Consider the following 14,198-nt stretch of genomic DNA (forward strand, 5'->3'; position numbering starts at 1 on the left):
TGTCAGTGAGCCGGATGAACCCGACTTTTTTAATCAGATGCGTGCTGGCAGATTCCCCTGCACACGCTTTTAGGAGCCTACCCATGAATGCTTTGCAATCTGCCGCCAGTGTGACCGGCCGTATTTTATTGTCACATATTTTTATCATCAGTGGCTTGAGCAAAGCTGCTAATCCCGCCGGAACCATCGGCTATATTCAAAGTGTCGGCGCGCCTATGCCTGAAGTGGCTTATGCGATTGCCTTGTTTGTCGAACTGGTGCTGGGCATCGCCTTGCTGGTTGGCTATCAAACCCGTCTGGCCGCAGCGGGGATTGCCGTATTTACCGTGGCAACCGCGTTCATGTTTCACAACAATATGGCAGACCAAATCCAGCAGATCATGTTTTTGAAAAATCTGACCATCGTCGGTGGGTTGTTGATGGTTGTTGCGTTCGGGCCAGGGGCGTTGAGTGTTGATAATCGTCGCCGCTAGGTTGCGGTCAAGGCTGATATGAGCACTTTGTTTGTTTCGCATGGCGCGCCATCGCTGGCGTTAGCGCCGGGCCCGACCGGGCAAATGCTGGCCGCGCTTGCTGCCAGTTTGCCCCGGCCTGAGGCGATCCTGGTGGTGTCTGCGCATTGGGATACGCGTGTGCCAACGGTGAGCCTGGCTAGCCAGCCAGAAACCATGCATGACTTTGCGGGCTTTCCCCCGGCCATGTACATGCAAACCTATCCGGCACCAGGCGCGCCTTGGTTGGCGGAGCAAGTGCTCGCTTTGCTGCAGGCGCATGATTTACCTGTACAAGCGCATCCTGACCGGGGGCTGGATCACGGCGCCTGGGTGCCTTTGATGCTCATGTATCCGCAAGCCGATATTCCGGTGACGCAGCTTTCAATCCAGAGCCGCAGCTCGCCTGCTGCCCAGTTTGCGCTGGGTCAGGCCCTGCAAGCACTGCATGCGCAAAATATCCTGATCCTCGCCTCAGGCGCCATCACGCATAATTTATCGGATTTTTTTAGCGCAGAGCGCAATGCACCGCCGCTGACTTATGTGCATGCATTTGCCGACTGGATGGCGGCACGCATTGCGCAACAGCAATGGGACTCGCTGTGCAATTACCGCAATGAATGTGTCTGGGCACGACAAGCGCATGCCACCGAAGATCATTTGATGCCGCTGTTCGTCGCCGCAGGCAGTGTGTCGGGCACGGCGCCTGGAAAGGTGTTTGGCGCCGCGCAACGCTACACGCCCGAAACCACCTATGGCATTCTGGCCATGGATGCCTACTTGTGGACCGCTCAGGGTTGAGGATGGCCGATTAACGCAGGCCGTACTGGTTCAGTTTGTTCCACAGTGAGCGCTCGCTAATCTCTAACTGCTTGGCGGCTTTGGTTTTGTTGCCCTGGCAGGCTTCAAGTGCCTTGAGAATTAAGCGGCGTTCAATGGCTTCCGTGGCACGCGGAATCGAGAGGTCGTTTTCCACCGGAGTCGCGGACGTGTCTAGATTGGCGGTGGACGAAGCCGGGCCAAGGCCGGGCGATTGCGCAATGTCCGCCGGTAAGTGCTGGGGCTGGATGGTCTGGCTGCCTGCCAGAATCGCGGCGCGCTCCAGAATATTTTCCAGCTCACGGACATTGCCCGGCCAGCGATATTGATGCAAACACAGGCGTGCGCTTTCGCTGAGTTGGCCGTGGCGTTTAGCCAGAAAATACGCTGCCAGCAAGCCGACATCTTCCCCCCGCTCGCGCAATGGCGGCACTTGCAGTTGAATCACGTTGAGCCGGTAATACAAATCCTCGCGCAGTTTGCCTTCTTTGACGGCTTGCATGGGGTCGCGGTTGGTCGCCGCCACCACGCGCACATCAAGCGCGATTTGGCGGTTGCCACCCAGTTTTTCCACCACATTCTCCTGCAATACGCGCAACAGTTTCGACTGCAGTTGAATCGGCATTTCGGTGATTTCATCCAGAAACAGCGTGCCGCCATTGGCCAGCTCAAACTTGCCAACGCGCTCTTTCACCGCCCCGGTAAATGCGCCTTTTTCATGACCAAATAATTCTGACTCAAGAATGTCTGCCGGGATCGCCGCGCAGTTCACCGCAACAAACAATTCGGTTTTTCTGGGCGAAGCATCATGCAGGGCTTTAGCGACCAGCTCTTTGCCGGTACCGGTTTCACCGACAATAAACACGGTGGCCCTTTCCGGCGCCACTTGCTGGATCATTTGTTTGAGCGACTGCATGGGCACGCTATCGCCGATGAGGCCGGTGACCGTGGGTTGTCTGCTCTCCTTGAAAAACGAGTTTTCCAGTTGAATCCGGTTGATTGCCAGTGCCTTCTGAATCGCGATTTCCAATGTTTCAAGCTCAAACGGACGCAAAATATAATCACTGGCGCCCAGCTTCATGGCTTCGACGGCGGTTTTGATTTCGCCCTGGGCGGTGACCATGATGAATGGCAGGCGCTCAAATTGCTTGCGCAAGGCCTCAAGCAACTGCAAGCCGCTCATGCCCGGCATATGCAGGTCGCTCACGACCAAGTCAATCTGCTGTTGCTGGACAAGCTCGAGCGCTTCGCGGCCGTTGCCTGCCGAAAGCGCTTTGTAGCCGGCTTGCCGCAAGCTGATTTCGAGCAGCCTGCGCATATGGGGTTCATCGTCAACGGCTAAAATGGTGTGTTGTGGACTGGACATAATCAAGGGTTTGCGAGTGGCAAGGTCAGGTTAAACTGCGCCCCTTGCCAGGGGCTGGTTGAGTATTGGATTGTACCACCGTGGGTCTCCATGATTTGTTTGACCACCGCCAGGCCCAGCCCGACGCCGCCCGCGCGTTGCGTAAAAAAGGCTTCAAACAGATGGGCTTGTTGTGCAGGGGGTACCCCGGGACCGTCATCTGCGACCGAAATATGGGCATGTGTCGCATCTGACCATAAGCTGAGGGCGATGTTGCCCCCCTTGGGCAGAATCTGGATGGCATTCATGAGCAGGTTGAGCAGGACCTGCGTCATCTGGTCCTGGTCCGCCTCCACCACCACGGCCGCTGAGGCAGAGAGCGACAAGGTCAATTGTTTGGATTGTGCCTGCGCCTGCAGCAGGGCGATCACATGCTGCAAATGTGCTTGCAGGTCGAGCGGGATTTTACTGGGTGCGCGCGGACGGGCCGAGTCTATCAGCGTGCTGACCAGTTTGTTCAGGCGCTCGGTTTCAGAAATAATGAAGCCCAGCACTTCTCGGCCATCTTCTGAAAGATTCGGTTCGCGTAACAAGACATCTGCGGACGAACGCATGATGCCCAAGGGGGTGCGGACTTCATGGCTCATGGCCGCTGCCATTTCACCGACCACCGCCAGCTTGGCCGCGCGTGTCAGTTGCTGTTCCGAGGCGGCGAGCTCTGCCACCATGTCGGTAAACGCCTGGTGCAAGGATTGCACCTCGACCGGCCCGCTGGATACCGGTGCAATGGCGTCGAGTTGGCGAAAGCGTTGTACATAACGGGTCAAGGCTTCCAGCGGTCGGCTGATGTTTTGCGCGATCGGGCGCACCAGCAGGATGGAGCAGACCAGCGTCACGCCCAGCACCACAATAAAAATCATGCCCAGCCTATGCACAGGCGCGACGGCTTCATCGTGATCTTTATTCAGATGTACCTGCCAGCCCTGTAACGGCAGGCGGCTGATCAGCGGTGCCTGTGCATGCAGGCTATGCTGTTGATCGGACCAGTGGCTGGATTGAGCCAACAAGTTTAATTTTTGATCAAACAAGGCCAGCTCGGTGCTGTGTTGGGCTGCATGGTCGAGCAGATTTTCAATCACGCGCCAGTTAAAGGTGACGACCAGGGTGCCAAGCGGTTGCAGGGTATTCTGCGACAGGATGGGGGCCGAAATCATGAGCTGCTGATGATCCAGCCGGTAAAGCGTGATCACCTGATCATCATCCTGGAACCGCATCCACTCAGGCGGAATTGCCAGGTGCTGGCCGATATGCGCGGGTTCGCTGGAGGCTGCGACATGCCCTTTGAGGTTAATGACATCCAGGTTGAGGTATTGCTCGGCGTAGCTTTTACGCGTCTCGGCCAAAAACATCGACAAGCGTTTATCAATGTCTTCTATCAGCAAGTCTTGCATGATGCCAAGCTGGCTCCAGCTGCGGACGTTCTGTACACGTTCGTTCAACACCCGGTCGACGTGCTCGGCAACTGCTTTACCGGTGGTTTGAAGGTCGTGCTTGATTTCTACGCGTAGCGCCTGCCTTGCCTGGTAAAAACTGATCAGGCTAACCATGAGTGCCGGCAACAGGCCCGCCAGCAAAAATACAATTAAAAGCATTTTGCGGATGGTGAGTGGCGTTTGCAAGCGCGGCAGATGTGAGAAAATACGCATCAAATGGTTTTAGCCGGGACGATCATCATGGGTCAGATATGTTAAACAGCTTCAGTCGGGTTGTGCTCAGTATTCGAGTCATGCTCAGTGTAATCAGCCTGAGTATGCTATGCAAGCCGGTGGCCGCCGAAGACCTGGATGCATTCTGGAATGCGTTTCATGTGGGGGGCTACACCAGTGCTGACATTCGCGTCCCTCGCACGCAATCCACCCAGTTTACGCTGAATCAGATCAGCATGATCACCACTTGGGACCAAGGGGGGCGCGTCAAGTTTTTTAGCGAGCTGGAGCTGGAAGACCCGCTTTCTTACGACCATCATCAGGGCGTCAATACCAAAAAAAGCTACGTTGACCTCGAGCGTTTTTATTTTGATTACAACCTTAATGACAAAGCCAATGTCAGGCTGGGACGTTTTCTAACTCCTGCCGGACGCTGGAACCAACTGCATGCGCCGCCGCTGGTATGGACCGCCAGCCGGCCCTTGGTCACACGCCGCATGTTCCCTTATGGCATCAACGGTGCCATGTTGTTTGGCAGTTTGCCGGTCAAGCAAGTAGATCTTGAGTATCAGGTATATGCAGAAGCCCTCAAGGATCAGCATCAGGATGGCGACGAAATCATCTTTCGCGATGTCATGGGAGCCCGCGTCGCCTTCAACAATATTTTAGGCCTGACCGGCGCCAATGCTGGTTTAAATACTTTGGGCCTCAATGTGATGAGCTATCAGAAAAACTATGCTGGCTCACCCACGTATCATGTCTTTGGCCTGGATTTTTTGCTTGAACTCAACCGCTGGGAGTTTAGCGGTGAAGTGTATGAGCGCAGAACCACGGCGGGCGATGACGGTGGCAGCGGCGGCTACGTGCAGAGTGCCTATGCGCTAGGTCAGGAGTGGTACTGGATCACCCGCCTGGAAACGCTGCATGAAGTGGAAAGCAAAAATGCAGACCGCTGGGTATTAGGCATGACCAAGCGCGTCAAACCCAACCAGTTGCTCAAGTTTGAGTTTATTGGGGGCAGCGGGGAGTACAGCGATGTGCCGCGCGGGTTTGTAACCTCTTTTGCGGTGATGTTTTAATGTTGTTACAGCAAAGACATCATCGCCTGCGTAGACTCGTCAGTCTGCTGAGCATGCTAATGCTCATGGCGGCAAGCGTTCAGGCGGCAGACGACAACCGTCCTATTGCCGTGATTGTGCCTGCACAAGCGGGGCTGGCCCCCGGCATCCATGCCGATGAGCTGGGCCTGATTTTCTGGCGCAAGAAACTGTATGCCGAGCATGGGCAGGCGCTGCATCCTGTCAATCTGCACAGTGAGCACCCACTGCGGCTCAAGTTTTCACAATGGGTATTGCATAGTACGCCGCGCTCACAAATCAACTACTGGAACGGGCTCTACTTCCACGGGGTGCAGCCGCCCTACACGGTGCAATCCGAAGAAGCGATGATTCGTTACGTGGCTGAAACCGATGGCGCCGTCGGCTACATTGATGCCTGCCATGTGGATGAGCGTGTCAAACCCGTGTTGTGGCTGTCCTCCGGCAAAGTGAGCGCCGATGCGCCCACGATCAGGTGTGATACGAATTAGTTTGCCGGGATGGCAGCCTGCCCCGGTTGTGGGATCAGGTGCTTTCTTTGCTCCTCGATCAATTCACGGTTTTGTGCCAACCAGCTAAATTCGGCATGACACACTTCTGATTTCAGCTCGTAGGCGGTGAGCAGTGTGCAGAACACATCGTCGTGGCTGAGCGGATAGTTTTCATAAGGGGTCACTTGCGACAGCTGATAGTCAAAGTGCTGCCCCAGCCACAAAATAGCCGGCACATGTGTTTGCTGCTGCGGCGCAATCATGTAGGGCGCCGCATGCAGGTAAATCCCGTGTTCGCCTAATGACTCACCATGGTCAGAGACATAGAGCATTGCTGTTTCACGTTGGGCGTCGTATTTTTTCAGAAACTGAATTACTTCAGATAAGAAATAATCGGTGTATAAAATGGCATTGTCGTAAGAGTTGTCAATTTCTTCTTGTGTACATTCCGACAGGCGACCGGTTTTACACACGGGCGTAAACCGTTTGAATTCATCTGGATAGCGGCGGTAATACTCCGGCCCGTGATTGCCCATCTGATGCAGCACGATCAGAATATCCTTGTCTTTGTTTTTTGCGACAAATTTGTCCAGGCCGCTCAGCATGCCGATGTCACGGCACTCGTTGTCATTGCAGAACGGATTGTGTATCGGTGATTTGAAATCCTCATACGGTACGCGCAACGCCACCCCTTTTGAATCCGAGTTATTGTCACGCCAAAGTACGCTTACGCCATGCGCTTGCAGGACGTCCAGTGCATTTTCCATATGCAAGGCTTTCTCCTCGTCATATTGCTTGCGCGTCAGCAAAGAAAACATACACGGTACGGAAACCGCGGTGGACGTCCCGCAAGAGGTCACCTGCTTAAAGCTCAGTACGGTTTCCTTGCTCAGTCTGGGGTTGGTCAGCCTATGGTAGCCGTTCAATGAAAAGCGATCGAACCTGGCGGTTTCACCGACCACCATAATAATCAGTTCATGGTGACGCGGCTCCCCTACATTGACCGCATCTACCGCGGTTTTCTGCAAGCCGGTAATACTGCGGGTAAACACTTTTTTCGAGGCCCACTTCACCAGCGAGTAATGAAAGAAGGTGGGGTTGGCATACATGCGTACCAGTTTGTGTTCGCGGATAAAGGTCGCGTAATCTGCGCTGCAGGGGATCACTACCAGGGCCATGCCCAACATCAACAGGCCGATCTGTTTGAGGCGAATGCTAAGCGCATCCCGCACAAAAAAACGGGCAGGCACGGCTTTGATCAATACCAGTGCCGGTATCACACCCAGCAACAGCATTTTGATGAAAAAGCCCCACGATAAAAGCCCCATGACTTCACGTGCATCTGTTTTGACGGCGTTGTCCAGCATGACATGGTCAATAATCACGCCGAATTCATCCATATAAAACGCGGCCCAGGCGGCAGACAACACAATCACCGCCAACACCCAGCGGGCAGATTTGCCATGGCTCAACAGCATCAGCCACCAGGTAATACTAAAGGTGAAAAACAGGCTCAAGCTGATAATAAAGCCTGCATTTTCTGCATTCCAGGGGTAGAGATTCAGGATGTGGCTAAACAGCGCATGGTTGCTGGTCAGCATCAACCACAGGCTGACGGCCCAAATCAGGCAGATTTGGGGGGTAAACAGTACGTACAAAGCACGCTTGAGGTTTGCAAATAGTTTCATTCAATACGACTCTTGGTATAAGTAAGGACCAGCAATAGCCAACTGCACATCAGCCAAAGCGATGTCAGGGTATGCGATAAAAAGTGGGCACCTCTGACTTGTTGCGCCCAACCCAGCATTAAGCCGACGGCCAGGCCAGATAGCGCCACCAGCAGAGCTTTATGCGGGGCGTGCGGCAGCCACAACAAACAGAGCGCCGACAGCCAGACGCCACTGGTGGTATGTCCGGCTGGAAAGCAGTGTCCCTCTTCAATCCCGGCATGGCTGCTGAATGTAGGCGCCCACTGTAGCTCGCCGCCATAACGCACGACATCCCAGGGGCAAGCATGCGGCATTTGATGTTTGAGGCCAGAGACCAGCAGCGCATTGAGCAAGGCCAAAAAAAGAATCCAGCGTAATTTATAGCGCATGGAGGCTGTCAGCCGCTTGCCGACCCAGCGTTCAGGCACACTGCTGATCAACAACAGGGTGAGCCAGAGCAAGGTCAGCAGATGCTTGGCATATTCATGCATGATGGTTTCGTAAAAAAAAGCATGCTTTTGGCTAAAGGCCTGTTGAGCAAAGTCAAAGTGCTGATCGGCCAGATAGAGATCTATGCTTGTACCATTGGCCAGCCAGACAATCACCATGGCGGAGAGCAGCCACGCTTTCCACAGCATGGCCAAGGTCGGTTCAGGTAACCAGGGTTGCGTTATTGTTTGAGTATTCATCGCTCAGTGTGTATGCCTGTTTTTATCCATATTCGCACGATTAACAGGAGGTGCGTCTCTTGTTTTCAAAAACGTGGACATGAAATGCAAACCGTGTGCCACATTCCCGTACGCGTCGTTAATACTAAGGTAAACGACTGATTTGCATTGGGAAAACACTGTATCCTTGACAGGGCTGCGCCAGCTCATAGACGATCAGCCTCTGCAAAATGTGCAGAAGCTGAATACACAGTATTCAATAGTCTGCAAAATATGCAGGGGTTCGCGGGGTGGCTTTTGATTAAGATGATGATTTATAAGTATAAATTGATCTGGCATAAGGATTGCAAATGAAAGCCCAAGAGCATTCTTTGCGAGACGGTTGACATGTTACATTCAGAACCAAACACAGCATTTTATCACGCGGCCTCTGCCTATGAGCTGAGAGACTTTGCCCAGGCCAAGCGTTATCAGGTCAATGAAATTACCGGACACCTAGTCGAGCAGGGGGCCCCCTGCCGTCAGGAGGTGGAGGCCTTTATTGCTGCGGTGTTTAAACAGATGTATGGTGCAGAAGTCAGCCAGTTTATGCCGCAACTGGTGGCCTTGCGGGATGCCAGTGGTGTGCTGATGGCCGCCTTTGGTTTGCATCATGCCGCCCATGGCCGTCTGTTTCTCGAGCAGTATATTGATGAGCCGATTGAGCAGTTGATGTCGCGCCAGCTTGGCCGCGACATTGCACGTGAGGAAATCACCTATTTTGGTAACCTGGCGGTGGCCAATCCGCGTAATGCCGGCGTGCTGATTGCGCATGTGATTCAACATAGCCTGAGTATGAATTTACCATGGGGCGTTGCGACCGCACATCACAGTTTGCAAAATGGCCTGATCAAGGGTGGGCGAGACTTATATCCATTAGCGGCGGCGAATCCTGATCGTCTGGACGCGCAAGAACGTGAAAAATGGGGCAGCTACTACAAACATATCCCGCAAATTGTGGCGATTCGCGGTGTGGCTGATCCTTTATAAGCCACGATCATGATACTGAACGAAATTCAAGCGCAGGCGGCTCAAGTTCCCGGGCAGATTGCCTTACAGGGCGCACAGACGCAACTGAGCTATGCTGCCCTTGCCAAAGAAATCACGCGCGTGTCTTCGGCGTTGATGACGTTGACACCGCAAGCCAGTGTCGCCTTGGCGCTTGATAATAGCCCGGCCTGGATCGTGCTGGATCTGGCGATACTGGCGGCGGGCTGGACCAATGTACCGGTGCCCGCCTTTTTCTCTGCGACGCAAAAGCAGCATGCCATTCTGGATGCGGGCGTCAGCCTGGTGTTGACCGATGCACCCGCAGTCTGGCTAGGCCTGTTCCCCGAGGCTGCGCTAGTTGCTAAATGGCAGGTGGCCGACAAGATGGTCACTGTGCTTCGCGTGCAGGCGCATGACAGGGCGGCGCCTGTGGCCAAAATTACTTATACCTCTGGCACGACCGGCGCGCCCAAAGGCGTTTGCCTGAGCGAAGACCACATGTGGCAAGTTGCCAGTTCGATTCGGGCACTGGTCAAACCGGGCCACGATGACTGCCATTTTTGCGTGTTGCCACTGGCGACCTTGTTGGAAAATGTCGCCGGCGTTTATGCCAGCCTGATTTCTGGCACCACCGTCGTGGTCTACAGCTGCGAGGCCGTTGGCTTTAGCGGTAGCCAGTTTGATATCTTCAAGCTCTACCATGGCCTGCAAGCCAGCCAGGCCACCACGGCCATTTTGATTCCAGAGTTGTTGCGTGCGCTGGTGGCTTGCCTGCAAGCCGGTCAGTCGGCCCTGGCTCAGTTGCGCTTTGTCGCAGTGGGGGGCGCCAAGGTGTCGCCAGCGCTGCTGTTACAGGCACATGCACTGGGGTTGCCGGTATACGAAGGCTATGGCTTGTCCGAATGTGCCTCGGTGGTCACACTGAATACCCCACTGGCCAATCAGCCCGGCAGTATTGGTCAGCCCTTGCCGCACGTGCAATTGCGCGTGGATAGCCACGGCGAGTTGTGGGTCAAAGGAGCCATTTACGCTGGGTATATGGCGGCAGATGGGACGATCACTGAACCAGCGCTTGATGTGGACGGTTACTTGCCGACCGGCGATTTGGCCTACCAGGATGCCGAAGGTCACTGGATCCTGTCTGGCCGCAAAAAAAATCTGTTTATTACTTCATTCGGGCGCAATGTGTCGCCAGAGTGGGTCGAAACGACATTGATTCAGCAGGCCGGATTGTTACAGGCTTGTGTGTTTGGAGAAGCGAGGCCGTATAACGTGGCGGTGGTGGTGCTTGCACCACAGGCAAGTCAGGCGCAAGTGGCGCAAGGCATTGCACTGGCGAATCAGGGCTTGCCTGATTATGCGCAAGTGGGTGATGTGATATATGCCAAGCAGCCCTTTACCCCACAAAACGGACAACTGACGGCCAATGGCCGTTTAAAACGCGATGTGATTGCTGCTGCGTATGCCGCAGAAATCAACGCCCTTTATGAAGGAATTTCCGCATGAGTTTTTATCAGCAATTATTGAGCGCCACTGAGCAGGAGCGCAACGCCTTAATGACTTTGCCCTTGATTCAACAAGGCGCACAGGGCAACATCACTCTGGAAACCTATCGTGCTTTCCTGACGCAAGCTTATCATCACGTCAAGCACACCACGCCGTTACTGATGGCCTGCGGCGGCCGGTTGAGCGGTGAGTATGAATGGTTGCGGACCGCGATTGGTGAATATATCGAGGAAGAAATGGGGCATCAGGAATGGGTGCTGAATGATATTGAAGCCTGCGGTGGCGACAAAGAGTCTGTGCGTCACAGTGCAACCGAGCAAGATGCCGCTTGCCATGCAACCGAGGTGATGGTGGCTTATGCCTACGACATGATACACCGCGTCAATCCACTGGGCTTTTTTGGCATGGTGTTAGTGCTTGAAGGCACCAGCACAGCGGTGGCCACCCAGGCCGGCGAAAAAATCATGCAGGCCCTGCAGTTGCCCAAAAAAGCCTTTAGCTACCTGTTTTCGCATGGGTCGCTGGATATTAGCCATGTCACTTTCTACGAAAGTCTCATGAATCAAGTGACCAACGTAGAAGACCAGCAAGCGATCATTCATGCGGCCAAACGGTTTTACCGCTTGTATGGCGATATCTTTAAACATGTCGCGGCACAAGCGGCGATCAATCACACGCTGCACCAGGCAGCTTAGGAGCCATCAGTCATGGAGTTGCGTAATTTACATGTGGTGTTGACCGGTGCAACCGGCGGCCTCGGTTCGGTGCTGGCGCTTGCGTTGAGTGCAAGAGGGGCCGTCGTCGGACTCGTTGGCCGAGATCCGGCCAAGCTGCATGCCTTGCAAAAAAGAATCACCAGCCAGGGCGGCAAGTCGCACATTATGGTTGCCGATCTGGCGCAGCCAAATATGGCCAGTCAACTGCTCACGCAGTCTTTGCGCGAGATGGGGCATGTCGATTTGCTGATGAACAATGCTGGCATCATCGAGTTCACCGAGTTTGCCAAGCAGGCCGAAGTGAACATTGACAACATGATTCATACCAATGTCACGGCGACCTTGGTATTAAGCCGTGAATTTGTCAGCTATTTTAGCCAGCGCGGCCGCGGGCATCTGGCATTTGTCGGCTCTATTTTTGGTTCGCTGGGGTTTCCGCATTTTGCCACCTACTGCGCCAGCAAGTTTGCCATCCATGGCTTTAGCCAGGCCTTGCGACGCGAACTCATTGATAGCAACATCGGGGTCACCTATATCGCCCCCCGCGCTATCGCCACGCCTATGAATGATGACCGCACCAATGCCATGTGGCAAGCGTCCGGCCAAGCCATTGATGAACCTCAATTTGTTGCGGATAAAATTATCCAGGCGCTGCTCAAAGACCAGCAAGAGCTGTATATCGGGCAACCGCAAAGCTTCTTTGCCTGGCTGAATGGTGTTGCGCCCAGGCTGGTGAATCTGGGCTTGAAGCAACAAGCTCGGCTGGCAAAGCGGTTTTTGTAGCCTGGCTTATTCCCATTCCAGTTGCGGGTAAACCACATTGACATTGCGCCGGTTGGCGATGTCGAACAATACCCAGTTGTCATGCTCAGAGGCGGCAGCGGTGTCCATGGTTTGTTCCATGCTGATGCCTTTTTTGATGCTGGTTCTGATATCGCTTAATAACAGGTTCAGGTAGCGCAACGCATTTCCAATGATGGTTTTCTGGTCGCTGCTCTCTAGCCCATGGCCGGGGACGATGAGCGAGTATGGTTGCTGGTTGATTTGCTCCAGCACGGCGATCAAGCCTTTGAGGTCGCCTTCTACCACTGGCGTACGTTGCGCAAACAGCAAGTCGCCAGCAAACAGGGTATTGGTTTGCGTGTCTAGAATAGTGAGGTCAGTATGGGTGTGGGCCACCTTGCGCGCTTGTAGTTGCAGGATGCGGTGCCCCAGGTCCAGCGTCTGCTCAGCATGCACAAGGGTATCCGGGGGGATGGTGGGGCTTGCCGCACCGTCAGCCCCCAGTAGGCGCGCATTCAGTTTTTCATATTGGTCCTTGCGCAGCAGCATGTTGGTGGCCAGCTTTTCGTGACCGACAAAGTGAGTAGTGCCATTTTGAAAAGCAGCGTTGCCATAGGTGTGGTCTGGATGGACATGGGTATTGATGACATATCGGATAGGCAAGGGGCTGATGCGGCGAATGGCGGCGAGTAATTGGTCACCGGTATGTTTGCTGCCGCCACTGTCAATCACGGCAATGGCCTCTTGGCCGATAATGACGCCCAGATTGCAGATGTCGCCCTGATAGCCATCATCAATATCCAGATGCTTGCCATGGTGCACATAGATGCCGTCCGCCACCTGTTTAAATTCAAAGTCGTCGGCCCAGGCCTGGCTACACAGCGTTACAAATACGTATACAAGACGCACACCAAAGCGGTTGATTTTTGATAACATGACGGCTTACCCATGAATGATTCATGCATCATAAACAATTCATGCATGCAGTCATAGTGACCGCTGTCACAGGCTGGTCACATCCATCAACAAAGGAGATTCAATGAGTTCAACCCAGCGTTATACCAAGGTGGCGATTATTCTGCACTGGCTCATCGCACTGGTCATTATTGGCATGTTTGCCCTGGGCTGGTACATGGGCGAGTTGCCGAAAGACGGGCCAAAACAAACGGCCTTTGATCTGTTCGATCTGGGGATCGTCACCTGGCAGATGGACGAGCCGGCCACAGCCCGGACCCTGTATTTTAATCTGCACAAGTCCATCGGCTTTACCTTGCTCTGGCTGGTGATTTTCCGCGTCTACTGGCGTGTGACACATACCCCGCCTGCCATGCTGGCCAGCTATTCAGCGCTGGAGCGTAAGTTGGCGACAGCCGTGCATCACATGCTGTATTTGCTGATGGTCTTGATCCCACTGAGCGGCGTACTCATGACGCTTTACAGCAAGTTCGGCTTGAAGTGGTTTGGGCTGGAGGTGTTCGGCGGGCTGGATAATGCCGATTTGCGCGATGTGTTCAAAGAGTCTCACGAATTGTTTGCCAACCTGATGCTGGCTGCATTTATCGTGCATGTGCTTGGGGCACTCAAACATCAATGGAAAGATAAAGACGAGACCATGTCGCGCATGTCTCTGAAGTAGAGAGCGGTTTGCCTGAAAAAAGCCTGCGATTGCAGGCTTTTTTATTTTCCTTTTTCGGCTGATGGTGCCCAAGCGCACTGCAAAAAGTGCACCCGGCTGATTAAACGCATTTATAGCCCTGCAAAAAATGCACAGGGTAAATTGGTTTTGATTGCAGGTAATTGATTTTAAATGTGATTTTATTTGGCATACGCCTTGCTGG

14 protein-coding genes are annotated in these 14,198 nt (G+C 53.9%); 9 read left to right on the top strand and 5 right to left on the bottom strand.

Features of this window, described 5'->3' with window-relative positions; all coding sequences use genetic code 11:
* The first annotated feature begins 83 nt into the window (after positions 1-83).
* Complete coding sequence (locus Q9292_RS06545; RefSeq protein WP_313986185.1) at positions 84-473, top strand: DoxX family protein; 390 nt, start codon at positions 84-86, stop codon at positions 471-473.
* A gap of 18 nt (positions 474-491) precedes the next feature.
* Positions 492-1,292, top strand: coding sequence for a class III extradiol ring-cleavage dioxygenase (locus Q9292_RS06550; protein WP_313986187.1), 801 nt, complete (start codon positions 492-494; stop codon positions 1,290-1,292).
* 10 nt (positions 1,293-1,302) lie between these two features.
* On the opposite strand, the gene Q9292_RS06555 is transcribed toward Q9292_RS06550, so the two are convergent.
* Positions 1,303-2,676, bottom strand: coding sequence for a sigma-54-dependent transcriptional regulator (locus Q9292_RS06555; RefSeq protein WP_275356431.1), 1,374 nt, complete (start codon positions 2,674-2,676; stop codon positions 1,303-1,305).
* Positions 2,677-2,678: 2 nt separating this feature from the next.
* Positions 2,679-4,361, bottom strand: coding sequence for a HAMP domain-containing sensor histidine kinase (locus tag Q9292_RS06560; protein ID WP_313986191.1), 1,683 nt, complete (start codon positions 4,359-4,361; stop codon positions 2,679-2,681).
* A 38-nt stretch (positions 4,362-4,399) separates the two neighbouring features.
* Between Q9292_RS06560 and Q9292_RS06565 the strand changes: the two genes are divergently transcribed.
* Both Q9292_RS06565 and Q9292_RS06570 read left to right on the top strand, forming a co-directional pair.
* A complete protein-coding gene (locus tag Q9292_RS06565) occupies positions 4,400-5,440 on the top strand; it encodes a hypothetical protein (protein ID WP_194749744.1) in 1,041 nt (346 codons plus the stop codon).
* A 65-nt stretch (positions 5,441-5,505) separates the two neighbouring features.
* A complete protein-coding gene (locus Q9292_RS06570) occupies positions 5,506-5,949 on the top strand; it encodes a hypothetical protein (protein ID WP_313986193.1) in 444 nt (147 codons plus the stop codon).
* Here Q9292_RS06570 and Q9292_RS06575 read toward each other — a convergent pair.
* Together Q9292_RS06575 and Q9292_RS06580 are read right to left on the bottom strand one after the other, a co-directional pair.
* The gene (locus tag Q9292_RS06575; RefSeq protein WP_313986195.1) at positions 5,946-7,637 is read right to left on the bottom strand and encodes a phosphoethanolamine--lipid A transferase; all 1,692 of its coding nucleotides are present in this window, start codon (positions 7,635-7,637) and stop codon (positions 5,946-5,948) included. The two genes, Q9292_RS06570 and Q9292_RS06575, sit on opposite strands and share 4 nt — an antisense overlap.
* Positions 7,634-8,347, bottom strand: coding sequence for a phosphatase PAP2 family protein (locus Q9292_RS06580; RefSeq protein WP_313986197.1), 714 nt, complete (start codon positions 8,345-8,347; stop codon positions 7,634-7,636). Before Q9292_RS06580 ends, Q9292_RS06575 begins: the two co-directional genes overlap by 4 nt.
* A 366-nt stretch (positions 8,348-8,713) precedes the next feature.
* On the opposite strand from Q9292_RS06580, the gene Q9292_RS06585 reads away from it, so the two are divergent.
* The 4 genes from Q9292_RS06585 to Q9292_RS06600 are packed head-to-tail and all read left to right on the top strand — an operon-like array spanning position 8,714 to position 12,360.
* Positions 8,714-9,355 carry a thermostable hemolysin gene (locus Q9292_RS06585; RefSeq protein ID WP_313986199.1) on the top strand — a complete coding sequence of 214 codons (642 nt, stop codon included), beginning with the start codon at positions 8,714-8,716 and terminating at the stop codon, positions 9,353-9,355.
* A gap of 9 nt (positions 9,356-9,364) precedes the next feature.
* Positions 9,365-10,861 (top strand): AMP-binding protein, encoded by a 1,497-nt coding sequence (locus Q9292_RS06590; protein WP_313986201.1) that lies wholly within the window; start codon positions 9,365-9,367, stop codon positions 10,859-10,861.
* Entirely contained in the window at positions 10,858-11,556 is a 699-nt protein-coding gene (locus Q9292_RS06595) for an iron-containing redox enzyme family protein (protein WP_313986203.1), read from the top strand. The genes Q9292_RS06590 and Q9292_RS06595 overlap by 4 nt, the downstream gene beginning before the upstream one ends.
* 12 nt (positions 11,557-11,568) lie before the next feature.
* On the top strand, positions 11,569-12,360 hold the full coding sequence (locus Q9292_RS06600) for an SDR family oxidoreductase (RefSeq protein ID WP_313986205.1): 792 nt from the start codon (positions 11,569-11,571) through the stop codon (positions 12,358-12,360).
* Positions 12,361-12,366: 6 nt separating this feature from the next.
* On the opposite strand, the gene Q9292_RS06605 is transcribed toward Q9292_RS06600, so the two are convergent.
* Positions 12,367-13,296 carry a quinoprotein relay system zinc metallohydrolase 2 gene (locus tag Q9292_RS06605; RefSeq protein WP_313986207.1) on the bottom strand — a complete coding sequence of 310 codons (930 nt, stop codon included), beginning with the start codon at positions 13,294-13,296 and terminating at the stop codon, positions 12,367-12,369.
* Between the two features lie 103 nt (positions 13,297-13,399).
* Between Q9292_RS06605 and Q9292_RS06610 the strand changes: the two genes are divergently transcribed.
* A complete protein-coding gene (locus Q9292_RS06610) occupies positions 13,400-13,996 on the top strand; it encodes a cytochrome b (protein ID WP_194749732.1) in 597 nt (198 codons plus the stop codon).
* Positions 13,997-14,198: the final 202 nt, after the last annotated feature.

The organism is Methylophilus sp. VKM B-3414 (genome assembly GCF_032248435.1).
GTDB lineage: Bacteria > Pseudomonadota > Gammaproteobacteria > Burkholderiales > Methylophilaceae > Methylophilus > Methylophilus glucosoxydans.